The 22,390-nt window shown below is 62.8% G+C and carries 23 protein-coding genes and 1 tRNA gene; 7 read left to right on the top strand and 17 right to left on the bottom strand.

What is annotated here, in order from left to right; all coding sequences use genetic code 11:
* Positions 1 to 176: 176 nt before the first annotated feature.
* Together VFG26_RS02950 and VFG26_RS02945 are read left to right on the top strand one after the other, a co-directional pair.
* On the top strand, positions 177 to 2,009 hold the full coding sequence (locus VFG26_RS02950; protein WP_325022058.1) for a TonB-dependent receptor plug domain-containing protein: 1,833 nt from the start codon (positions 177 to 179) through the stop codon (positions 2,007 to 2,009).
* A 120-nt stretch (positions 2,010 to 2,129) separates the two neighbouring features.
* A complete protein-coding gene (locus tag VFG26_RS02945) occupies positions 2,130 to 2,978 on the top strand; it encodes a TonB family protein (protein WP_325022056.1) in 849 nt (282 codons plus the stop codon).
* Between the two features lie 87 nt (positions 2,979 to 3,065).
* Here VFG26_RS02945 and VFG26_RS02940 read toward each other — a convergent pair.
* The 5 genes from VFG26_RS02940 to VFG26_RS02920 all read right to left on the bottom strand — a co-directional run bounded on the left by VFG26_RS02940 (position 3,066) and on the right by VFG26_RS02920 (position 6,453).
* Positions 3,066 to 3,150 (bottom strand) — tRNA-Leu (locus tag VFG26_RS02940).
* Positions 3,151 to 3,221: 71 nt separating this feature from the next.
* Positions 3,222 to 3,566 (bottom strand): hypothetical protein, encoded by a 345-nt coding sequence (locus VFG26_RS02935; protein WP_325022055.1) that lies wholly within the window; start codon positions 3,564 to 3,566, stop codon positions 3,222 to 3,224.
* Positions 3,567 to 3,576: 10 nt separating this feature from the next.
* Entirely contained in the window at positions 3,577 to 3,879 is a 303-nt protein-coding gene (locus VFG26_RS02930; protein WP_325022053.1) for a hypothetical protein, read from the bottom strand.
* Positions 3,880 to 3,937: 58 nt separating this feature from the next.
* Entirely contained in the window at positions 3,938 to 5,950 is a 2,013-nt protein-coding gene (locus VFG26_RS02925) for a protein meaA (RefSeq protein WP_325022051.1), read from the bottom strand.
* A 140-nt stretch (positions 5,951 to 6,090) separates the two neighbouring features.
* Positions 6,091 to 6,453, bottom strand: coding sequence for a hypothetical protein (locus tag VFG26_RS02920; protein ID WP_325022049.1), 363 nt, complete (start codon positions 6,451 to 6,453; stop codon positions 6,091 to 6,093).
* A gap of 227 nt (positions 6,454 to 6,680) precedes the next feature.
* On the opposite strand from VFG26_RS02920, the gene ccrA reads away from it, so the two are divergent.
* Positions 6,681 to 7,997, top strand: a complete 1,317-nt coding sequence (gene ccrA / locus VFG26_RS02915; RefSeq protein ID WP_325022047.1) for a crotonyl-CoA carboxylase/reductase — start codon at positions 6,681 to 6,683, stop codon at positions 7,995 to 7,997.
* Positions 7,998 to 8,081: 84 nt separating this feature from the next.
* On the opposite strand, the gene VFG26_RS02910 is transcribed toward ccrA, so the two are convergent.
* Entirely contained in the window at positions 8,082 to 8,972 is an 891-nt protein-coding gene (locus VFG26_RS02910; protein WP_325022045.1) for a YihY/virulence factor BrkB family protein, read from the bottom strand.
* A gap of 340 nt (positions 8,973 to 9,312) precedes the next feature.
* On the opposite strand from VFG26_RS02910, the gene VFG26_RS02905 reads away from it, so the two are divergent.
* From VFG26_RS02905 to VFG26_RS02895, 3 genes are all read left to right on the top strand, one after another.
* On the top strand, positions 9,313 to 10,992 hold the full coding sequence (locus VFG26_RS02905; RefSeq protein ID WP_325022043.1) for an acyl-CoA dehydrogenase family protein: 1,680 nt from the start codon (positions 9,313 to 9,315) through the stop codon (positions 10,990 to 10,992).
* A 20-nt stretch (positions 10,993 to 11,012) separates the two neighbouring features.
* Positions 11,013 to 11,408: an META domain-containing protein gene (locus VFG26_RS02900; RefSeq protein WP_325022042.1), complete on the top strand. Its 396-nt coding sequence runs from the start codon at positions 11,013 to 11,015 to the stop codon at positions 11,406 to 11,408.
* Between the two features lie 167 nt (positions 11,409 to 11,575).
* Positions 11,576 to 12,400: an SDR family NAD(P)-dependent oxidoreductase gene (locus VFG26_RS02895; protein WP_325022040.1), complete on the top strand. Its 825-nt coding sequence runs from the start codon at positions 11,576 to 11,578 to the stop codon at positions 12,398 to 12,400.
* Here the strand turns inward: VFG26_RS02895 and VFG26_RS02890 are convergent.
* The 11 genes from VFG26_RS02890 to rplU form a co-directional block, all read right to left on the bottom strand.
* Complete coding sequence (locus tag VFG26_RS02890; RefSeq protein ID WP_325022038.1) at positions 12,379 to 12,963, bottom strand: DNA-deoxyinosine glycosylase; 585 nt, start codon at positions 12,961 to 12,963, stop codon at positions 12,379 to 12,381. The genes VFG26_RS02895 and VFG26_RS02890 overlap by 22 nt on opposite strands.
* 7 nt (positions 12,964 to 12,970) lie before the next feature.
* On the bottom strand, positions 12,971 to 13,453 hold the full coding sequence (rlmH, locus tag VFG26_RS02885; protein ID WP_325022036.1) for a 23S rRNA (pseudouridine(1915)-N(3))-methyltransferase RlmH: 483 nt from the start codon (positions 13,451 to 13,453) through the stop codon (positions 12,971 to 12,973).
* A gap of 70 nt (positions 13,454 to 13,523) precedes the next feature.
* Positions 13,524 to 13,985 (bottom strand): ribosome silencing factor, encoded by a 462-nt coding sequence (gene rsfS / locus VFG26_RS02880; RefSeq protein ID WP_325022034.1) that lies wholly within the window; start codon positions 13,983 to 13,985, stop codon positions 13,524 to 13,526.
* A gap of 111 nt (positions 13,986 to 14,096) precedes the next feature.
* The gene (locus VFG26_RS02875; RefSeq protein ID WP_325022032.1) at positions 14,097 to 14,750 is read right to left on the bottom strand and encodes a nicotinate-nucleotide adenylyltransferase; all 654 of its coding nucleotides are present in this window, start codon (positions 14,748 to 14,750) and stop codon (positions 14,097 to 14,099) included.
* A 25-nt stretch (positions 14,751 to 14,775) separates the two neighbouring features.
* Positions 14,776 to 16,062, bottom strand: a complete 1,287-nt coding sequence (locus VFG26_RS02870) for a glutamate-5-semialdehyde dehydrogenase (RefSeq protein WP_325022030.1) — start codon at positions 16,060 to 16,062, stop codon at positions 14,776 to 14,778.
* Positions 16,063 to 16,066: 4 nt separating this feature from the next.
* Positions 16,067 to 17,227, bottom strand: coding sequence for a glutamate 5-kinase (proB, locus tag VFG26_RS02865; protein WP_325022028.1), 1,161 nt, complete (start codon positions 17,225 to 17,227; stop codon positions 16,067 to 16,069).
* 145 nt (positions 17,228 to 17,372) lie between these two features.
* Positions 17,373 to 18,467: an ionic transporter y4hA gene (locus VFG26_RS02860; protein ID WP_325022026.1), complete on the bottom strand. Its 1,095-nt coding sequence runs from the start codon at positions 18,465 to 18,467 to the stop codon at positions 17,373 to 17,375.
* Positions 18,468 to 18,575: 108 nt separating this feature from the next.
* Entirely contained in the window at positions 18,576 to 19,616 is a 1,041-nt protein-coding gene (obgE, locus tag VFG26_RS02855) for a GTPase ObgE (protein ID WP_325022024.1), read from the bottom strand.
* Positions 19,613 to 20,134 carry a GNAT family N-acetyltransferase gene (locus VFG26_RS02850; protein WP_325022022.1) on the bottom strand — a complete coding sequence of 174 codons (522 nt, stop codon included), beginning with the start codon at positions 20,132 to 20,134 and terminating at the stop codon, positions 19,613 to 19,615. The genes obgE and VFG26_RS02850 overlap by 4 nt, the downstream gene beginning before the upstream one ends.
* 158 nt (positions 20,135 to 20,292) lie before the next feature.
* A complete protein-coding gene (gene rpmA, locus VFG26_RS02845; RefSeq protein WP_325022020.1) occupies positions 20,293 to 20,565 on the bottom strand; it encodes a 50S ribosomal protein L27 in 273 nt (90 codons plus the stop codon).
* Between the two features lie 30 nt (positions 20,566 to 20,595).
* Positions 20,596 to 20,910, bottom strand: a complete 315-nt coding sequence (gene rplU / locus VFG26_RS02840) for a 50S ribosomal protein L21 (RefSeq protein ID WP_325022018.1) — start codon at positions 20,908 to 20,910, stop codon at positions 20,596 to 20,598.
* Between the two features lie 297 nt (positions 20,911 to 21,207).
* Between rplU and VFG26_RS02835 the strand changes: the two genes are divergently transcribed.
* Positions 21,208 to 22,245, top strand: a complete 1,038-nt coding sequence (locus tag VFG26_RS02835; RefSeq protein WP_325022016.1) for a hypothetical protein — start codon at positions 21,208 to 21,210, stop codon at positions 22,243 to 22,245.
* Positions 22,246 to 22,390: the final 145 nt, after the last annotated feature.

The following is a 22,390-nucleotide window of genomic DNA, read 5'->3' as shown; positions in this document are numbered from 1 at the left end:
GCATAGTCGCGCTTTCGCCACTGGCGGGGCCGCGCGTGCGGACGTCGTGCTGTCTTCGCCATAGCTGCCGAGGCTCCCGTCATGAAGTCGATGACGGGGAACCTATGTCATTAAACACGCCGGAAACGGCAGTAAGTAGAACACTAAAAATTACCCTTCTCTCAGCAAGCGCCGTCTTGAGCATCAGTGCGGGACTAACGCGGGCCCACGCGCAAGACGTGACGGATCTCGAGGGGGTGACGATCTACTCGGCGAACCAAACGCCGACAGAGGCCGCCAAAGTCGGCTCCACCGTCCAAGTCATCACCCAGAAGGAGATCGAGAGCCGCGGCCAGACCTACGTGAAGGATTATCTCGCGACCCTGCCCGGCGTGAGCTTTTACCAGAGCGGACCTCCCGGAACGACGGCGGGCATCTTCATTCGAGGCGCCGGAAGCAAATACGTCAAGGTTCTCGTCGACGGGATGGACATCAGCGATCCGTCGGCGCCGCAGACGGCAGTGTCGTTCGAGCATCTTCTCGTGGGTGACGTGTCGCGCATCGAAGTCGTCAAGGGTTCGCAAAGCACGCTTTACGGCGGCGACGCCGTCGGCGGCCTCATCAGCATCGAAACGAAAGCCGCAAGAACCCCGGGAATTTCGCAGCAAGGCAACATCGAGGGCGGTAGCTACAATACCGTCAACGGCTCTTACACGGCTGGCTATCTCGCTGCCAACGGCAGCAACATTGCGCTCTCCATTCAGGGCGTGGGCACTGACGGCTTTTCGGCCTATGCCTACGGCCGCGAGGATGACGGATCTCGCAACCTGACCTTCTCCGGACGAGGAGAATATTTTTTGACGCCCGCGTGGAAGGTGTTTTTTGCCGCCCGCGCCGTCGATGCCAAGTATGACTACGACGGCTATGCGCCCCCGACCTATGCGTTCGGTGATACGCTCGACAACGGCACGACGACGCAACAAGTGGGCCGCGTGGGTACCGAATTCTCCCTGTTCAATGGAGCATTCCAGAACACCTTGGCCATTCAAGGCATGGAGGTTCGCCGCGAGACGTTCAACGATAGGGCTCGCAACGGCTGGTACGACGGCTATCGCCTCAAGGGCGAATACAAAGGCGTTCTGACGTTCAACGAAAAGTTTTCGATGCTTGCCGGCGCGGATTGGGAACGCACCGGCGCGTCAACGAACAGCAACCCTGATCGCGAGACCGCAGACCTCAACGGCTACTACGCGCAGCTGATGGCCGAGCCGGTCAAGGGCCTGGTGTTGACCGGCGGCGGCCGCATCGACAATCACAGCACGTTCGGCGATTTCGATACCTACCGTCTGACTGGCGCATATCTCTTGCCCGGCACCGAAACCAAGTTGCATTCGAGCGCCGGCACGGGTTTCCGCGTGCCAAGTCTCTATGAGCTTTATGACCCCTACTATGGCCGTACCGATCTGACGCCGGAAACGAGCTTCAGCTGGGATGCGGGCATCGAGCAAGGCTTTGATCAGGGGCGCTACAAATTCGGCGCAACGTACTTCGTGCTCGACACTGACAATCTGATCATATGGGGCCCAGGCGGCTACTATAACGTGCCTGGCGTGACGCACCGGAACGGTGTCGAAATCTCGGGCGCGGCAGTCATCTCGCCGGGCCTGACGATCAACGCCAGCTACACATATACCGACGCAACGGACGCCACGGGTGCACGGCTTCTCCGGGTTCCGCGCCACGCGTTCGCAGCTGGTGTCGATATCGTACCGATGGACAAGGTGGCACTCAACGTGACCGCCCAATATGTGGCCGACGTGATTGACGATTCATTCGACGCGCGCGGCCTCGTGGCGCTCAACGACTATGTGCTCGTCAATGCGAAGGCGTCCTACGAGTTCTCTCCGGGATGGAAGGTGTATGTCCGCGGCGAGAACCTGCTGAACGAAGATTATCAGACAGCGCTGGACTACGGCACACCAGGCGCGTCGGTCTATGGCGGCCTCTCAATGGCATTGCCCAGCAACTGACGCGCGGAAGGCTCATGTACAGTCCCACGCATGAGCCTTCCATTCTGAAGCTGGCATAATGATGCGTAGAGCAACCGAATGACGGAAGGCCGAAGTGGCCGATTGCCACGAGCGGCGGCAATGGGTGCCGGTGCGGTATTTTCCCTCTCGCTGCATGGCTCGGTGCTGGCTTGCATCATCTATTGGGGAGATAAAAAGCCGGGCGCCATCGAGCCGCCGACGGAAGCCATCAGCCTTGAAGCCTTCAGAAGTGAAGTTTTGGAGGCGGTCGAGCCATCACCATTGGTCGCGGCCGCTTCAGTGCAGGCAGTCGAGGCCGCGAGCGGCGAAACTGCGGAAAGCATCGCGGCTGCTCAACCATCTAGAGCGAAGGAGGCGCGCGAGGCCAAGCCACATCAAGATGCCGAAGTGCAGGTGACTGAAGTCGAAGTGAACGCTTCCGAGCCCGAGGGCATTGACATTGTCCGAGGCGCGTTGGACAGCGAAGCCGGTGCTGGTACCGAGGTGACGGAACAGGTCCCGGTGGCCGAAAACGCGCGCAAGACCACCGCCCAACAGCCTGCGGACAAAGCGTTCGAGAAGCCACTCAATCGACCAGAGCCGCACGCCAAGAGGCCCCCTTTGAGCGATGCGAAGCAAAAAGGCGCGGCGAGGGCCAGGGCCGCCACGGGATCTCAGCAAAGTGCAGGCCGCGTTTCGGCAAGCTCCGGATCAGCCGTCAACTACGCGGCCGTCGTCCGGGCGCAGGTCGCAGCCCACAAGCCGTCCGGCGGCGGCGATCGTGGCACTGTGGTTATTGCGTTTTCCGTTGCGGGATCGGGAGCGCTGCGTTCGGCGCGTATCGCGCGTTCCTCGGGAAATCCGGGCCTCGATAACAGGGTGCTGGCCGCTGTGCGCAGCGCCGGCCCTTTTCCGCCGCCGCCGGGAGGCGCCAATACGAATTTCGCCATGCCTTTTTATTTTAGGTGAGCGAACCTATCGCCCGTCGCGCTGCTGAAGCGCGGCTACGAAGTCACACTTTCCCCGAGAGGGCCTAATCCATTTGTTCTAATGAAATGGTGCCTCAGGAGGGACTCGAACCCCCACACCCGATGGATAGCAGATTTTGAGTCTGCCGCGTCTACCGTTCCGCCACTGAGGCATCGGCTCGGGAATCCCGAGCGAAGCGGCGACATATACCGGCCTTGGCCGCCGCGTCAACGCGTGAAGATATTATCTCAGCGTATGCGTCACTCGGCCGGTCGCGTGGTGGTGCTCGACGACCTGGATATGGTCGCCGACCTTCAGGCCGCGCGACTTGTAGGCGAGGACCCTGATCAGCGGCCCGCCGGCGAGCCGGACCACAACATTTTCGCCATCGGCCGAGTTCTGCTTGGACACCAGGGGCTCGATGTCGGTCACCGTGCCTTCGACATTGGTGTCCGAGACGGCCATATCGAGCGTTTCGTAGCCGAACGCTGCACCGATCGCCGCGATGATCGCCAGCGCGATGCCGAGCTTCTTGGCCCGGTCCACCCAGAGGGCCCGTTCGAGCCGCTTTCGCGTTTCTTCCCGCAATCGCCCCTCCCTAGTCGCGCTGCCTGTACCAGATCTGGCCCCAGGGTGTCATCAGTTCCGTGACGGTTATTGGGGCGCCGACGGGAAGGTTCAGTGGAATTTTGGCTGCAACTTGGACGACGCGGCCGTCAGGCAGCCGCGCGGTGTAGTGGGGCGGCGTCGCCGGATACCACTTGGGTCGCGAATAGCCGTGATCGAGGGCGGTGACGGTGCCGACGACGGTTCCGTGTGGGCGCGAGAAGAGATCGCGCGCGATGCCCCAGGCAATGCCGGCGGCGAGCAGCAGAAGGAAGAGGACGACCCAGGTTTTCATGGCCAGGTCTCATAGGGCGGGCGGAGCGAGAGCCCGGGGGGCTCTCGCTAACATCTGGTCAGGCGGCCTTGGCGTAGCCGTCCACGAGCTTCACGATATCGGCCATGATGTCGTTCAGCTGGAAGTCCTTAGGCGTATAGACGGCGGCGACGCCGAAGGCCTTCAAGGTCTTGGCATCCTCCGGCGGAATGATGCCGCCGACGATGACGGGAACATCGTCCAGACCTTCCTTGTGCATCCGTTCCATCACGTCCTTCACGAGGGGAACGTGCGAGCCCGACAGGATCGACAGGCCGACGACGTGGACGCCCTCATCGACCGCGGCGCGAACGATCTGGCCGGGTGTCAGGCGGATGCCCTCGTAGACGACTTCCATGCCGGCGTCGCGGGCACGGACCGCGATCTGCTCGGCGCCGTTGGAATGGCCATCGAGGCCCGGCTTGCCGACGAGGAACTTGATGCGCCGTCCGAGACGGTTCGACACTTCTTCCACGCTCGTGCGGACTGCTTCGAGCTCTGTGCTTTCGCGGGCGACGGCAGCCTGGGCGACGCCGGTCGGCGCGCGATATTCGCCGAAGATCTGGCGGAGCGCGCTTCCCCATTCGCCGGTCGTGACGCCAGCCTTGGCGGCTTCGATCGAAGACTCCATGATGTTGCGGCCTTCCTTGGCGGCGCGTTCGACTTCGGCCAGCGCTGCGGCGGCTTTCTTCGCGTCGCGGTTCTCGCGCCATGCCTTGAGCTTGCCGATCTGCTCGGCTTCGACGGCCGGATCAACAACCATGATCGCGCCCGCGCCGCCCGACAGCGGCGAGGGCTCGGTCTCGGTGAATTTGTTGACGCCGACGACGACGAGTTCGCCGCTTTCGATGTCGGCAAGGCGCGCCGTGTTGCTCTCGACGAGGCGGCGCTTCATGTAGTCGATGCAGGCGATGGCGCCGCCCATCTTCTCGATGGTCGCGAGTTCCGCCTTGGCTTCTTCCTTCAGTGCGGCAACCTTCTTTGCGACTTCGACGGAGCCATCGAAGATGTCGCCGTATTCGAGCAGGTCCGTCTCGAAGGCCAGGATCTGCTGCATGCGGAGCGACCACTGCTGGTCCCAGGGGCGCGGAAGCCCGAGTGCTTCGTTCCAGGCGGGCAGCTGCACGGCGCGAGCGCGCGCATTCTTCGAAAGCGTTACCGCGAGCATTTCGATCAGGATGCGGTAGACGTTGTTTTCAGCCTGCGGCTCGGTGAGGCCAAGCGAGTTCACCTGCACGCCGTAGCGGAACATGCGGTGCTTCGCGTCCGTCACGCCGTAGCGTTCGCGGGTGATCTCGTCCCACAGCTCGCTGAACGCACGCATCTTGCACATCTCGGTGACGAAGCGCATGCCGGCGTTGACGAAGAAGGAGATGCGGCCGACGACGTTGCCGAATTCTTCCGGCGGCACTTCGCCCGATGCCTTCACCGTGTCGAGCACGGCGATGGAGGTCGCGAGTGCGTATGCCAGTTCTTGGACGGGCGTCGCACCGGCTTCCTGCAGATGGTAGGAGCAGACGTTCGTTGGGTTCCACTTCGGCACGTTGCGCGTCGAGAAGACGATCGTGTCCTTGATGAGCCGCAGCGATGGCTCGGGCGGGAACACGTACGTGCCGCGCGAGAGATATTCCTTAATGATGTCGTTCTGAATGGTGCCGGTGAGCTTGTCACGCGGGGCGCCCGTCTTGTCGGCGACGGCGATATAGAGCGAGAGCAGCCAGGCGGCCGTCGCATTGATCGTCATCGACGTATTCATCTGGTCGAGCGGGATGCCGTCGAGCAGGGTGAGCATATCGCCCATGTGGGAGACCGGCACGCCGACCTTGCCGACTTCGCCGCGCGCAAGCTCGTGGTCGGAATCGTAGCCCGTCTGCGTCGGCAGATCGAAAGCGATGGAGAGGCCGGTCTGGCCCTTGGCCAAATTCTTCTTGTAGAGCGCGTTCGATTTTTCCGCTGTCGAATGGCCAGCGTAGGTGCGGATCAGCCAGGGCTTGTCGCGCTGGACTTTTGAAGTTTTGTTTTTCGCGTTGTCTCGCGACTTGGTGTCCGACATCGAAAAGGGCCCCTAGGCTCGCGTCAAATTGTTGTGGCGAAACATTTACCGTAGCCCACGCCCATGAAAAGGCAAAAACGGCAGTTCGCCGCGCTTTACCTTTTTCGATCGTACGAAGAAGGGCAGGGACGCGGGTAGGCCTAGCGGCGCAAACGGGGTGGGCGGCTCGGCACTGCGACGATCTTGGCCCGGCTGACCCGATGCTCGTTGAGAACCGTCAAGAGCCACTTGCTCAGTAGGATGACGAGCAGCGCGATCAGCACGCCCAATCCCGCCGCAGTAGCGACGTTGACGTTCTTGTCGTAAGAAAGCACGATCGTTTGCTGAGTGAGAAAGGCTGGTCCTGCAATGCCGCCGATCATCAGCAAAGGGAGCGAGAAAACGGCGAGCCCCGTAGAGCCTGCGATCTCACGAAGGAACCAGCCCACCGCCGCGACAAAGGCGAGCGTCGTATAAATGACGAAGGAGTCGGTATTCTTGAGCTGCCATAAGAGGTCCTGCATGTGCCGCACTCCAACTGCCCTAATGGGTAGGTAAACGAGGCACGAACGATAAACCTCTCGCGTTAAAGAGGAATTGAGCGACCCTTAACGGCCGTCTAACCCTCTTCATTGCAGCGCAAAAACGTGCTTCATACTGCGGTCCCCAGTTGTTGTTTGGGGACAAACGCGAAGAAGATGAGCCATAACGGCCCTCGTCGCGGGGAAAATGGTCGGGAGACGCAACACCAATGTCGAGCCAGAACTTGGCAGCAAAAAGCGACGTGGCCGATGCTCAGTCGGCGGCGGGCATCAAGAAAGATCTCTACGAGATCGGCGAAATTCCACCGCTCGGGCACGTGCCGAAGAACATGTATGCCTGGACCATTCGCAAGGAGCGCGAGGGTCTGCCGGAAACGGCGATGCAGGTTGAGGTCGTCCCTACCTGGGAACTCGATAGCCACGACGTGCTCGTGCTCGTTATGGCAGCAGGCGTGAACTACAACGGCGTCTGGGCGTCGCTCGGCACGCCGATCTCGATGTTCAACGTCCACAAGCAGCCCTATCACATCGCAGGTTCCGACGCGTCGGGCATCGTTTGGGCTGTCGGCTCGAAGGTGAAGCGCTGGAAGGTCGGCGATGAAGTCGTCGTCCACTGCAACCAGGACGACGGCGACGACGAAGAGTGCAATGGCGGCGACCCGATGTTCTCGACGTCGCAGCGCATCTGGGGCTACGAGACGCCGGATGGCTCGTTCGCGCAGTTCTGCCGCGTCCAGGACCGCCAGCTGCTCGAGCGTCCGAAGCACCTCACCTGGGAAGAGAGCGCCTGCTATACGCTGACGCTCGCAACAGCCTACCGCATGCTCTTCGGCCATCGCCCGCACGTGCTGCGTCCGGGCCACAACGTGCTCGTGTGGGGTGCGGCGGGCGGCCTCGGCGCGTTTGCCGTTCAGCTCTGCGCGACCTCAGGCGCCAATGCGATCGGTGTCGTTTCCGAGGACGACAAGTTCGACTTCGTCCGCCAGCTCGGCGCGAAGGGCGTGATCAACCGCAAGAACTTCAAGTGCTGGGGTCAGCTGCCGAAGGTCAACTCGCCCGAGTACCACGAGTGGCTGAAGGAGATGCGCAAGTTCGGCCAGGCGATCTGGGAGATCACCGGCAAGGGCGTCAACGTCGACTGTGTCTTCGAACATCCGGGCGAGACGACCATTCCGGTTTCCGTGCAGGTCGTGAAGCGCGGCGGCATGGTGGTGATTTGCGCCGGTACCACGGGCTACAATCTCACGATGGATGCCCGTTATCTCTGGATGCACCAGAAGCGCGTGCAGGGCTCGCACTTTGCGAACCTCATGCAGGCGAGCCAGGCGAACAAGCTCGTCATCGAGCGCCGCATCGATCCCTGCATGTCGGAGGTGTTCTCTTGGGAGCAGATCCCCAAGGCGCACATGCGCATGTACCGGAACGAGCATAAGCCCGGCAACATGGCCGTGCTGGTATCGGCTCCGACGACCGGCCTCAGGACGCTCGAAGACGTCATCGAAGCTGGGCCGAAGTCGGCGGCCTAATCAACTCAATCAAAAGCCTTCCTTCGCCAAATAGCGGAGGAAGGCTTTTTTATTTCAGATGTCTCTGATCCCGGCGGACGGGATCTAAGTGCTGCCGAGCGTGCTCAAGCGGAGCGCTTCGCGTTCTGCTGCCTCGCGCCGCATGCGCTTCATTTCCATGAGGCCGCGATTGAATTCGGCGCCGAGCAGGATCGTGATCGCGGTGAACTGGAAGAAGATCAAGGCGATCATCAGCTGCGAGAGGCCGGCGTAGAACAGCGAATAGTTGCTGATCTGGATGTAGTAGGACCAGAGGCCTGCGAGTGCGAGCCAGAGCAGGATCGTCAGCAGTATTCCCGGCCAGACATCAGCCACGCGCCGCTTGCCGGCGACGAGCCACAGGTGGACGGCGAGCAGCTGTACGGCCATGACGGTGCCCGCAGCCAGATATCTGACGCCCGGTCCATGGCTGATTGAATCGATAATCGTCTGCAGCCAGCCGCGTGAGAATTCCGCGACGATCGTGGGCCCTAAGACGCTCGGGCCGACGACCACGATCCAGGTGATGACCAGCGTCGAAATCGCGTTCACGAAGACGAAGAGCATGCTGATCAGAAGGCATACCGCATAGGGCCGTTTCTCATGCACCCGGTAGGCGCCGTTCAGAGCGGCGCGCAGCGTTTCCACGGCGCTCGTGGCGAAGAACAGGGCCAGAAATGCCGAGGCGGTCAGTAAGTCGATGCGCTGCGAGCCCATGACCGCTTCAATTTGCGGAGCGATGCCTTTGGCTACCGGCTCCGGCAGTATGGCAAAGAGCTGGCTGATGGCGTCCTGAGCGAGCTCGCGCCCGCCAAATATACCAGAGAGGGCACCGAGAAAGATGCAAAACGGAAAGATCGATACGACGAAAGAAAACGCGATCGAGCCCGCCATCGCGAAACCGGAATGCTCGTAAACCCGATAGAGGGCCTCGAACAATCTTCGCATGCGCTTCATGAGTTAACGCCTCTCCCCAGGCTTTTCGTTTTTTGTCGCGGGAACCTAGTGGTTCGCGAAAGCAGGGTCCACTGCAGAGGTGCAGTCCAGTGCTGGGGCGACAATTTCGACGCGGGCTGGAGTCACGGAGAACACAGATCCAGCAGCGGGGAACTTCTTAGCCTTACCAATCGTTCCCGCCGCGCGGGAGGTTCCCGCTTTCGCGCGAATACGTCGCGCGAGGGTTTATTGCGGTTCGCGGACAGTTGACTAATCCTTCCGAGCAGTGAATTGGTCGCGCAGTTCCGTTCAATGGGCAGAGACACTGTCCACACCCTTGTCATTTCCTCAGGAGAAAAGCATGTCCGTGACGCCGATGAAGGCCGGATCCAGCATCCTTGAAGGGGGAGCCGCCAAGCTCATCGAGCGCTGCGGGGAAGCCGTTGCCGGGGCAGACAAGATCCTTCAGGCCGCGAAGGCCGGTGTGCGGATCAAGATTCAGGAAGAAGGCGGAATCGATCAGGCGCAGCATGCGGCGCACGGGCTCGCGTGGCTGGCGACGACGGTTGAAGGCCTGCGACAGATGCACGATTGGGCGGCCCGGCTCGAGGGCGAAGGCCGTTTCGGCGAGTTCGAGCAGCTTCTGTTGATCGCCGCGTTCGGGGAATACGCCGCCCAGGTCGCGAACGGCATTCCCATGAGCCAGCTCGAGATCGCGCGAGCGGATGCGCTGGGTGTGCCGAAGAGCGATCTGCGCCGCTATGAGGATTCGATTGCCGATCTCGTCGCCGAAGGCGGATCGGAAACGGTCAAGGCGCGCCTTGGCGAACTTATCGCCGCGCAGCCCGAAGCCATGACCTTCGGCGATACGGGCCTCGATGAGACGCACGCGCAGATCCAGGATCTGATGCGCCGCTTCTGCCTCGATGAGGTTTATCCGCATGCGCACGAATGGCACCTGAAGAACGAATACATTCCGCTCGAGGTGATCGCGAAGCTCGCTGAGCTTGGCGTTTTTGGCCTAGCGCTGCCGGAAGAGTTCGGCGGCATGGCTCTCGGCAAGGAAGCGATGTGCGTTGCTTCTGAAGAGCTGTCGCGTGGCTACATCGGCGTCGGCTCGCTCGGCACGCGCGCGGAAATCGCGGGCGAATTGATCCTGCACAACGGCACGCCGGAGCAGAAGGAAAAGTATCTTCCCAAGATCGCCTCTGGCGAAATGCTGCCGACGGCTGTTTTCACCGAGCCCAACACGGGTTCGGACCTCGCGTCGCTGAAGACGCGCGCGGTGAAGGAAGGCGACGTTTACAAGATCACCGGCCAGAAGACGTGGATCACGCATCCCGTCCGTGCCGACGTGATGACGGTGCTGACGCGCACCAATCCGAATGAGCCCGGCTACAAAGGCCTGTCGATGTTCCTCGCCGAGAAGCCCCGCGGCACGGACGAGGAGCCGTTCCCGGCGCAGGGCATGACGGGCGGCGAGATCGAGGTTCTCGGCTATCGCGGCATGAAGGAATACGACATTTCCTTCGACAACTTTGAAGTGCCGGCGGAGAACCTGCTTGGCGGCGTCGAAGGTCAGGGCTTCAAGCAGCTGATGAACACGTTCGAGGGCGCGCGCATTCAGACGGCGGCTCGTGCGGTCGGTGTCGCGCAGTGCGCGATGGATCTCGGCCTCAAGTACGCGCTGGAGCGTGTGCAGTTCGGCAAGCCGATCTATTCGTTCCCACGCGTGCGCAACAAGGTCGTCATGATGGCGGTCGAGACGATGATTGCGCGTCAGCTCACGTATTTCTCGGCGCGCCAGAAGGATGCCGGCCGGCGTTGCGATCTTGAAGCCGGCATGGCGAAGCTGCTCGGCGCGCGGGTCGCCTGGGCGAATGCCGACAATGCTTTGCAGATCCACGGTGGCAACGGGTTCGCTCTCGAATATCCGGTGAGCCGCGTGCTTTGCGATGCGCGCATTCTCAATATCTTCGAGGGTGCTGCGGAAATTCAGGCGCAGGTGATCGCGCGGCGTCTGCTCGAGGGCGCCAACTAGGGTCACCTCGGGGGACGCTGATGCGGTTCAAGACAACGATCCTGACCGGCGCGCTGGCTTTGGCCATGGCCGCGCCGGTCGCTGCGGGCGAAGATGACGAAGCGGGCCCACCGGCGGCGAGCTGGATCGCGATTGAGCTCAACGGCCACCCCGTCCAAGGTCTGACCTTCGCGTACTCGGCGGATGAAGTGTCCGGTAGCGGCGGCTGCAACAGCTTCAGCGGCCCGATGGCCACTGAAGACGATGCCATTAAGATCGGGCCGCTAACGGCAACGAAGATGGACTGCGACGGCAAAGGCGAAATCGAGACGGAGTATTTTGCAGCGCTCGAGGCCGCGCGCTCCTTTTCGCTGCAAGGCGATACGCTGTCCTTGAAGGGCGAAGACGGCAGCGTGCTTGTGAAGTTCAAGAGGTAGCACGCCGATAGCGGGGCGATGGCAGCACCGGCCCGCTCCGCAGCGCTGACGGCGATCCGACGCGTGCCACGGGGCGAAAATCCGGGCATTGCCTATTCCGGAATCGCAGTAAGGCTGTAGACAGCGTCTCGTGCTAAGTTTGCACGAGCGCCAACGGCCGGAACCCTATGACCCGCTCTATTCTCATCACCGGATGTTCGTCCGGCATCGGTCTCGATGCGGCGCGGACGATGCGCGAGCGCGGCTGGCGCGTTATCGCGACCGCCCGCAAGCCTGAAGATCTGGCGCGGCTCAAGAATTTCCTCGGCGTCGAAGCTTTGCCGCTCGAGCTTTCGGATCCGCAGTCGATTGCGACGTGCGCCGTTCAGGCGCTGGAGATGACCCGCGGGAAGATCGACGCGCTCTTCAATAATGCTGCCTTCGCTCAGGCGGGCGCTATCGAGGACCTGTCGCCGAAGCTGTTGCGCGAGCAGTTCGAAGTCAACGTAATCGGCACGCACGATCTGACGCGGCGGCTCATTCCCTCGATGCGCAAGAACGGCGAGGGACGCATCGTCAATTGCTCGTCCGTGCTGGGCCTCGTGGTTGCGCCCTATCGCGGGGCCTATTGTGCGTCGAAATTCGCGCTCGAGGCTTTATCGGCGTCGCTGCGGCTTGAACTCGAGGGCTCGGGGATCTCGGTTTCTCTGATTGAACCCGGGCCGATCCGTTCCCGGTTCGTGGAGAGCGCATTGGCGCGGCTGCTCGCGACGATCGATATCGAGAACTCGCCGCACCGGGACGTCTATCAGAGGCGCATCGAGGCGATGAAGGCTGGGGGCAAGGTGACGTTCAAGCTTGAGCCCGCGGCGGTCAGCAAGCGGCTGATCCATGCGGTCGAAAGCACGCGGCCACGGCGGCATTACTACGTGACGACGCCGACTTATCTCGCGGTCGCCATGCGGCGGGTGCTACCGCAATTCGGCATCGATTATTTTACGCGCAATTCCTGACGCTTGCCGGCCGGCTCGGTGTAGGGCGTGAGTTTATCGCGCCAAACGGTGAGCTTCTCATCGAGCGTCTTGGTGTAGAGCGGGCTCGACGATGGCAGTTCGATCATCGTGAAGTCATCCGCTGCGACGGTGCCGGGCTTCAACACGAAGCGGCGGAAGAGATCGCGGGCTTTTTGGCCGTTGAAGGCAATCGACCGGATTGCCGGATTTTCCGCGAAGTAGGCGCCGAAGGCGTTGGCGATTGGATTTCTGATCGCGGCGTCCGCGCTGCCGATGCGCTCGGCGCCTTCCAGCACATCCCACACGGCCCAGCGGTTGATCTCCAGAAGCGCCACGCGCTCCTCATAGGTGAGAGGAAGCGGCTTGCCGGAGAGCGCGGCCATGATCGGCCAGAAATGGTTGCGGGGATGCCCGTAGTATTGCTTGAGGCGAAGTGATTCTTCGCCTGGAAGCGTGCCGAGGATGAGCAGATGCGCGCCGGATGGTCCAATCGGCGGGAAACTGTATTTGATCACCGGCCTGCTTTCGGCGGGCAGCAGCACGTTGTTGTTCCGGGCGGCCATTAGCCTCTCATGCGCGATGGTAGGGGTGGCCGGAAAGGATGGTCGCCGCCCTGTAGAGCTGCTCAGCGAGAACGACGCGTGCAAGGCCGTGGGGAAGGGTAAGCGCGCCAAGCGATAATTTCATGGCCGCAGCGGCGAGCGCCGTATCGCCGTGACCGTCCGGGCCGCCGATGAGGAAATGGCAGGTTCTCGCGCCGCCGTCGCGGATCTTGAGCAGGAAATCGGCGAAGGCTTCGCTGGTGAGCGATCGGCCGAGCGGGTCGAGCGCGACGGCGACGTCGCCCGGTGCAATGTCTTTCAGGAGACGGGCGGCTTCATCGCGCTTGCGCTCGCCGGCGGCCGCCGCGCGGCTTTCGGGAAATTCCCGGATATCGAGGGGGCCAAGGCTCAGCGCTTTGCCGGCGCCACCGAAACGTTTGGCGTAGCGCTCGACAATGGCGCGTTCCTCGGCATCCTTCAGTTTCCCGACCGCGGAAATGGCGATGCGCATCAATCGTCCGTTAGCGCGGCCGAAGTTTCTCGGCCGCGTCCGCTTTCGGGTGGTCTACGCAATCCCGCAATCAGTGCTGCGAGGAGTCGCCGCGCGATGCGTCCGGCGGGATCTCCGCCTGCCACATCTTTTCGAGGTTGTAGAATTCGCGGACCTCGGGCCGGAAGACGTGAACGATCACGTCGCCGGTGTCGATCAGCACCCAATCGCAGGCACCCAAGCCTTCGACCCTGACGCGCGATTCACCGCGTGCCTTCAGCTTTTCGCGCAGCTGTTCGGCAATGGCGCCGACATGCCGGTCGTTACGGCCGGATGCGACGACCATGTAGTCGCCCAGTGCGGATTTGCCTTTGAGGGGAAGGGATACGATTTCCTCTGCCTTCGCGTCGTCAAGCCAACGGACGACATCTTCAAGCAGGGCGGCCGAATCCGTCTCCGGGGAGGCGGACGTGGCGAGAGACGAGCCCTTACGGGCGGCCTCGGTTGTGGTTCGAATCAAGCGGCGAACGTCCTTTGCTGGTTGGTCCCGCATGCTTTCAGGCTCCGGGATATCCGGAGGCCTCTGATAATAGTGATCCTCCGGCCCATCCGCAAATGGAATTCGGGAGCGGGCCTGAGCAGATTGTCCTTGTTTATCAAATGTTTAATTATTCTGGGCCAGCGCGGGAGCTGCGGCCGTGCGCAAGGCGGTCGAGGAAAGGCCGGAAAGCTTGATGCTCAGGAGCATCCACGCGGGGGGTGCGCGGCCGGCCAGATGGCGGGCTTCGGACTCAGGCAGCCGGTATCGCTGGAGGGCGCGGGCGGCGGGGGAGGACAGCCCCCGGTGGCGCCAGCCGGGGCGGTCGACGACCGCGATCGGCATGGTCTCGGCGATCTGCCTCCAATGCTGCCAGCGGTCAAAGTAGGCGAGGTTGTCGGCCCCCATGATCCAGACGAAGCGAACGCCCGGATAGCGCCGCTTGAGGTAAGCCAGCGTCCCCGCGGTATATCGCGTCCCCAGTTCCCGCTCGAAGCCCGTGATCTTCATCTTGGGCCCGCGCGCGAAAGTCTGGACGAGCTTCATGCGGCCGTGGAGATCGGGCAAACCGTTGTTCGATTTGAGCGGATTTCCGGGCGTGACGAGCCACCAGAGCTGATCGAGACCCAGCCGTTTCATGGCCGCTTCGGCAGCGGTGCGGTGGCCTTCATGGGGAGGGTTGAACGTGCCTCCCATCACACCGATGCGCTGCCCCGGAAGACACGACGGGGTTTTGACGCGAAGGGAGCCGAAGCTTTGCTGCGGGATCTTTCGCGTCAACTGAGATGCGCCTCTCCGTGCTGCATCACTTCGGCCTGATCTGGCCGTTGCCGCGCACCTTGTACTTGAAGCTCGTCAACTGCTCGACGCCGACAGGTCCGCGCGCGTGCATCTTGCCGGTCGCGATGCCGATCTCGCCGCCGAAGCCGAATTCGCCGCCGTCGGCGAACTGGGTCGAGGCGTTGACGAGGACGATCGCGCTATCCACACGATCGAGGAAGCGTTCGGCTGTGGCTTCCGAGGCGGTGATGATCGCATCGGTATGCTGCGAGCTGTAGCGGGCGATGTGCTCAATCGCGCCGTCCACGCCGTCGACCATTTTGACGGCGATGATCGGCTCGAGAAATTCCTTGCCGAAGTCTTCGTCCGTCGCGGGCTTCACGCGGGGATCGGCCTTTTGCACGCTGGCGTCGCCGCGGACTTCGCAGCCTTCGTCGAGCAGCGCTTTCACCAGCGGCGTAACGAAGTCGGTTTTGGCGTTCTTGTCGATCAGCAGGCACTCGGTGGCGCCGCAGACGCCGGTGCGCCGCATCTTGGCGTTGACGACGACGGAGAGCGCCATTTCGGGATCGGCGGCTTCGTCCACGTAGGTGTGGCAGATGCCTTCGAGATGCGCGAATACGGGAACGCGCGCTTCATCCTGTACGCGCTGCACGAGGCTTTTGCCGCCGCGGGGGACGATGACATCGACAGCGCCGTCGAGGCCGCGCAACATGGCGCCCACGGCTTCGCGATCCGTCGTGGGGACGAGCTGAATGGCGGCTTCGGGCAGCCCTGCCGCGCGCAGGCCTTCGACGAGGCAGGCGTGAATGGCGACGCTCGAATGGTGGCTTTCGGAGCCGCCTCGCAGGATCGATGCGTTGCCCGCTTTCAGCGACAGCGCGCCTGCATCGGCCGTCACGTTCGGGCGGCTTTCGTAGATTATGCCGATGGTGCCTAAGGGCACGCGCACGCGCTGGAATTTCAGACCGTTCGGCCGTGTCCATTCGGCGAGCACGGTGCCGACGGGATCGGGCAGCTCGGCAATTTCCTCCAGGCCCTGGGCGATGGCGGCGACACGCTTCTCGTTGAGCAGCAGTCTGTCGACGAACGAGCCCGGGCGTCCGGCAGCCTTCGCCGCTTCGACGTCCTTGACGTTGGCTTCGAGGATTTTCGGCGTCGCCTTGCGCAGGGCGGCCGCGGCGGCTTTGAGGGCGTTGTTCTTTGATTCCGGGGTGGCGATGGCGAGCTGACGGCGCGCGTCCTTGGCGGCTTCGCCGATGCCGCGCATCAACGCGGCGGTATCGTTCTCGATGCGCTCGGGTCTGTTCATCGCTTCAAGTCCTCGTCAACGCCATGTCATCGCGGTGGATGAGCGTGTCGCGTCCTTCGTAGCCCAAGATCGCGGCGATCTCGCCGGACCGTTTTCCCATGATACGCCGGGCTTCGTCCGCCGCATAGGCAACAAGCCCGCGGCCGAGTTCGCGTCCGTCGGCCGAGCGGATGATCACAGCATCGCCGCGGCCGAAGGCGCCGTCGATGCGGATGACGCCGGCCGGCAGTAGGCTCTTGCCGGTGAGGAGCGCCTTCTCGGCGCCGCCGTCGAGGAAGATCTGGCCGTTCGGGACGAGCTGGCCGGAAATCCAGCGCTTCTTGGCGGTCACCGGGTCCGACTTGGCGATGAACCAGGTGACGCGCGCGCCTTCCGAGATGGCGCGCAGCGGGTGGTAGATCTTGCCCGTCGTGATGACCATGTCGGTGCCGGCGGCGAGCGCAATCTTGCCGGCGGTGATCTTGGTCTTCATGCCGCCTTTGGACAGCTCGGTTCCGGCGTCGCCCGCCATTGCCTCGATCTCGGGCGTAATTTCGGACACGAGCGGAATGTGCCGGGCGTCCGGATCGTCGTTCGGAGGAGCGGTATAGAGCCCGTCGATGTCGGAGAGCAGCACGAGGCAATCGGCCGAGACCATCGAGGCGACGCGCGCAGATAGCCGGTCGTTATCGCCGTAGCGGATTTCGGCCGTCGCCACCGTGTCGTTTTCATTGACGACGGGAATGGCCTTCATCGCGAGCAGCACTTCGATGGTGTTGCGGGCGTTCAGGTAGCGCTGGCGTTCTTCTGTGTCGCCAAGCGTGAGCAGGATCTGGGCGGCGGTCAGTCCGCGGGCGGCGGCCAGTTCCTGATAGGCGTGGGCGAGGCTGATCTGGCCGACGGCGGCTGCCGCCTGGCTCTGCTCAAGCTCCAAGGGGCCTTTCGGCAGGTTGAGCGCATGACGGCCAAGCGCAATGGAGCCCGACGAGACGAGCACGATTTCCTTGCCCGCCTGAGCAAGTTCCGCAACGTCGTCCATCAGCGAGTTCAGCCAAGCGGACTTGATCCGGCCCGTGGCGCGGTCCGTCAGCAGGGCAGAGCCGATTTTGACCACGATGCGCCGCGCCTCGGCCCATTCGGGGCGCGCGGTGAGCGTCGTGGCGTCGGTCGCTGACGGGCGGTCCATTTCCATCTCGAAGGGCGCGGGCAAGCCGGTTCTCGGCCTGCTTATCTGCAAATGCGGGCATTCCGGCAAGGGGCGCCCGCTGCATATCGGCAATGCCGCAGGCCCTTTTTAGCCCTACCCCTCTGCCGAAATGGCTAACGGGGCATCAGGGCACGAAGGCAAGGAACAAGAAGGTTCCGAAGATCACCAGATGCAGGAAGCCGAAGAGGACGTTGGTGCGCCCGGTGGCGAATGTCAGGATGGCGGTCGCAAACGTCATCACGACGAGGACGATGTCGCCCGTCTCGAGGCCGAGGATGAACGGCTTATGGATGAAGAGATTGGCCGCGGCGATCGCCGGGATCGTCAAACCGATGGTCGCCAGACCCGAGCCGAGCGCGAGGTTGATGCTCTTCTGAAGGTCGTCCTTCTGCGCCGCCCGGACGGCCGCGATCGATTCCGGCATCAGAACGATAATCGCGATGATCACGCCCGTGATGCTGCCCGGGGCTTCGAACTGCGATACCCCGACATCGATGACGACGGCCGCCAGCTTCGCCAGCAGCACGACGGCGGCCAATGCAACACAAAGGAGTACGGCAGCAAGGGCGAGCTTGGCTTGGCTGGGCGTAGCCCCCTTTGCCGTTTGTTCGCCGACGAAGTAGCCGCGGTGCAGGACCGTCTGCGTGTAGAGAAAGACTCCATAGAGCGCGATGGTCATGATGCTGACGAACATCAACTGGCTCTCGGAATAGAGGCTACCGGGCGCTGAGGTCGTATAATTCGGAAGGATGAGCGTGATCGTGGTCAGCACGATCAACACGGCGACGTAGATCTTGACGGAGGTTACGTCGAACCTCTGCTCGCGATAGCGGATGCCTCCGACCACGATGCAGAGCCCGACGAGACCCGTCGTGACGATCATGATGACGGCGAAAACCGTTTCGCGCACCAGTGTCGGTGTCGCCTTGCCCGTCAGCATCAGGGAAACGATGAGCGCCAGCTCAATGACGGTGACGGCGACCGTCAAGACCAGCGTACCCAAGGGTTCGCCCAAGATATGTGCGAGGTCCTCGGCGTGGTAGACGGCGGCAAATACAACCCCGATGAGCAGCGGGACCAGGATGATCGTGGTCACAATGCCCAACGGATGAGCCGCGAAATTGTCGTCGTATCCTGTCGCGGTGGCCGCAAGGAAAAACAGAAGCCCGAATACTGGGACGGCCCATGTCCAAGCGGGAGTTCGGCCGGAGTGGGTCATGCGCTGTTTTTCCTAGAATCTTGTCGTTGGCGGGATACCGTCACTTATCAATTGTAAGCGCGTAATGTCCATCGCCGGACAAGCTCTACATGCGGCAATGCCCGGGTTTCACGGCTGCCACGGACGCGATGCTGCTTCATCGCTCTCTTCGTCATCGACTTCTGCGCGGTTCACTTCGCGCGCGATTGCGTACAGCGCTTCCTTGACGCCCTGTCCGGAAACCGCGGAGAGGATGAGCGGCGTCTTGCGGCACGCCTTTTTCAAGAGATCGCGGCGTTCGAGCAGCGTCGCCTCATCGAGGGCATCGCATTTCGACAGCGCGACGAGTTCTTTCTTCTTCTCGATGCCGTTGCCGTAGGCTTTGAGCTCGCGACGCACCGTCTTGTAGTCGGCCGCAACGTCTTCGGAGGTCGCGTCCACGAGGTGAAGGAGAACGCGGCAGCGTTCGACGTGACCGAGGAAGCGATCGCCAAGGCCGGCGCCATCATGTGCGCCCTCGATCAGACCTGGAATGTCGGCGAGAACGAAGTCAACGTCGCCTGCGCGCACCACGCCCAGATTCGGGTGCAGCGTCGTGAAGGGATAGTCGGCGATCTTCGGCTTGGCGGCGGAGACGGCCGCAAGGAAGGTCGATTTCCCGGCGTTCGGCAGGCCGACGAGGCCGGCGTCGGCGATGAGTTTGAGCTTGAGCCAGATCGTCAGCTCTTCCGGCGGCTGGCCCGGATTGGCGTGGCGCGGCGCCTGGTTCGTCGCGGTCTTGAAGTGGGCGTTGCCGAAGCCGCCGTTGCCGCCCTTGGCGAGGCGCACCCGCTGGCCGGGCGTCGTCATGTCGGCGAGCAGCGTTTCGCCGTCCTCGGCGAAGACTTGCGTGCCGGGCGGGACCTTGATCGTGCAATCCTTGCCGTCGGGTCCGGTGCGGTTCTGACCCATGCCGGGCGTGCCGTTGCCGGCGAAGAAATGCTGCTGGTAGCGGTAGTCGATCAGCGTGTTCAGGTTCTGCACGCATTCAACGTAGACGTCGCCGCCCCTGCCACCATCGCCGCCGTTGGGACCGCCGAACTCGATGAACTTCTCACGCCGGAAGGCGATGCAACCGTTGCCGCCGGCGCCGGAGCGAATGTAAATTTTTGCCTGATCGAGAAATTTCATGATGCCAAAGCTCTAATGGCCATCGTCCAAGGACGGCGGCGCTCGTATGAGAGTGCGGGTAGTTCACACTGGCGCGCTTCGCACCAACCGGTCGCAGCGCCCGACAGTCTGAAGCCCAGCTTGCGAATGACGCGCGCGGAGGCCCCGTTGTCGGTCAGATGCTTGCAAACGAAGCGGCGTACGCCTGCCTTAGCGAAACCATAGGCCATCACCGCGCGAGCGGCTTCCGTTGCGTAGCCTTGACCCCAATAGGCTTTGCCGAGCCAATAGCCAAGCTCCGCGTCGCCGTTGGGTTCGGCTGTGAAGCCGCAGATGCCGATCAATTCGCCATTGCGCTCGATGCCGAAGACTTCCTCGCGCTCGGCCAGTCCATTCACCCACTCCAGTGCCGCTTCGGGCGTGTAGGGGTGGGGAATGCGGCCCGTCATGCTCGCGACCTCCCAGTCACCGGCGAGCAAAGCGATACGCGCGGCATCGCTATCGACAAGGGCTCTGAGGGTGAGGCGGGCGGTTTTCATGGCCTCGGTTAAGCGCACAATTCGGTTCACGATATGAGCGGGCGCTCAAAAAGGCAAAAGGGGACGGCAGAGCCATCCCCATGATCGTTCGTCTTCATCCACTGTGCGCTGGGCCGGTCCCGCGGGAGGCGAAACCGGCGGCCAACGCATGAGCGATGTTATTCCGCCGCGATGGGCTTGGCGGGCTTGACCGAGATATAGATGCGGCCGTTCCGCTTCTTGGCGAACTCGACCTGGCCTTCTTCGACGGCGAAGATGGTGTGGTCCGTGCCCATGCCGACGCCGGAGCCCGGATGCCACTGCGTTCCGCGCTGGCGGCAAAGGATGTTGCCGGGAATGACGAATTCGCCGCCGTAACGCTTGATGCCGAGACGTTTGCTTTCTGAGTCGCGGCCGTTACGTGTCGAACCGCCTGCTTTCTTTTGTGCCATTTCAAAGTCCTCGAATGGAGCGGCGGCTCGTTACGCGCCTGTGATGTCGGTGATACGCACGACGGAAAGGTCCTGACGGTGGCCCTTCTTCCGGCGAGAGTTCTTGCGGCGGCGCTTCTTGAAGGCGATCAGCTTGGGACCGCGCGACTGCTTGACCAGCTCGGCGGTGACCTTGGCGCCCGAGACGAGCGGCGCACCGATCGTCACGTCAGCACCCGAGCCGACCATCAACACTTCGCCGAATTCGATCGTGGCGCCAGCGTCGCCCGATACGCGCTCGATCGTGACAAGGTCGTCCTTGGAAACGCGGTATTGCTTGCCGCCTGTCTTGATGACAGCGTACATGGCTTCGTCCTTTCGGCCTTCAGGCCTGTTGCCGCGCCCTGTGGCGCCACCTTATTTCAGGTGGACTTTCAAGGGAATGCTAGGCGGTGCTAGCTGGAGCCTCGGGCAGCGCGTTCAACGCGGGCAGTTTTCCTGCCCACGGCTGGGCCGGTTTATTGTCGAATTGAGGCGCATTGTCAATTGCCGTGCGGCGTTTCGGCCCTATGTCTAGGTAACGGAAACGGCATCCAATTTCCAGGTCGCGTACCCGGTTCCTAAGATAAATGCTCCGGCAACTCGAGAGAGGGCGCAGCGCTCATGGAAGCACCCGCGACGGCTTTGCGAGACGCGGCGCCTCGGGGGGCGCTGCCGCTCATCCCCGTCATCGAGACGGGGCCTGATTTCCCGCTGGCGACCCTTCGCGCCGCGCCTGAGAAGACTCATGCGCTGCTCGACATCGCGACGCGGCGGTATCCGAGGCGACTTCTGGCGGGGCTCGACGGGGTTTCGCGGGCGTGGCTGAAGCGCTGGAGTAACGCGCATCTCAGTGAGATCGACGCGATCGCGCAGGCGCTCGGGCGGCCGGGCGCCTACTTCTTTTCCATCAATTACGAATGGGGCTGCACGTGCCGGGCGGTGGCCTCGCCCGACGGCGGGTCGGCCCGGCTCATCCGGGTTCTAGACTGGAAGACGCCGGGTCTCGGCAGCAACATCACGTGCGCGAAGGTCGAGGGCGCGCCCGCAGGGCCGTTCGCGGTGATGACGTGGCCCGGCTATAGCGGGGTTCTACAAGTCATGGCGCCGGGGCGCTTCTCCGCCTCGCTCAATCAGGCGCCGATGCGCAATCCTACGGGCTTCTATTATCTCGATTGGGCGGCGAACCGCCGCCGCGTCTGGCAAATGCCGCATCCGACGCCGGCGCATTTGCTGCGGCGGGTCGCGGAGGAAGCAGGCGACTTCAGCGAGGCGCGGCGGATGCTGTGCGATGAGGCCATCTCGACGCCCGCGATCTTCACGCTTGCCGGGATCTCACCGGACGAGACGGCGGTCATCGAACGCACCGAGGTCTCGGCGCGCGTGCGCGAGGAGCAGGCCGTCGCCGCCAATCATTGGCATAGCGGAGGATGGCCCGGCCAATCGCGCGGGGAAGCCAGTCTCGAGCGCGCCGAGATCATGCGTAACACGGAGGCTCACCTCGATCCCGAGTTCCCGTGGCTCACGCCGCCGGTGCTTAATGAGAATACGCGACTCGTGATGGTTGCCGATGCCAAGGCTGGCCATTTCATCGCGCGCGGATACGAAGCCGCGGGCCCTGCGACCGAGACGCTCGAACTGATTTGGGAAGTTGGGCGCTGAGGTGCTTGCGCGGCGCGAAAAGCGAAGCTACAAGCCCACTTCGCCGTTTGGCGCCACGGCTTCCGGAGAGGTGGCAGAGTGGTCGATCGCGCCGCACTCGAAATGCGGAGTACTCGCAAGGGTACCGGGGGTTCGAATCCCTCCC

The sequence above is a fragment of the Hyphomicrobium sp. genome (genome assembly GCF_035687085.1).
Taxonomy (GTDB): domain Bacteria; phylum Pseudomonadota; class Alphaproteobacteria; order Rhizobiales; family Hyphomicrobiaceae; genus Hyphomicrobium_B.
Note: the sequence above shows the minus strand (reverse complement) of the source record. Positions and strands in the feature narration are given on the sequence as shown.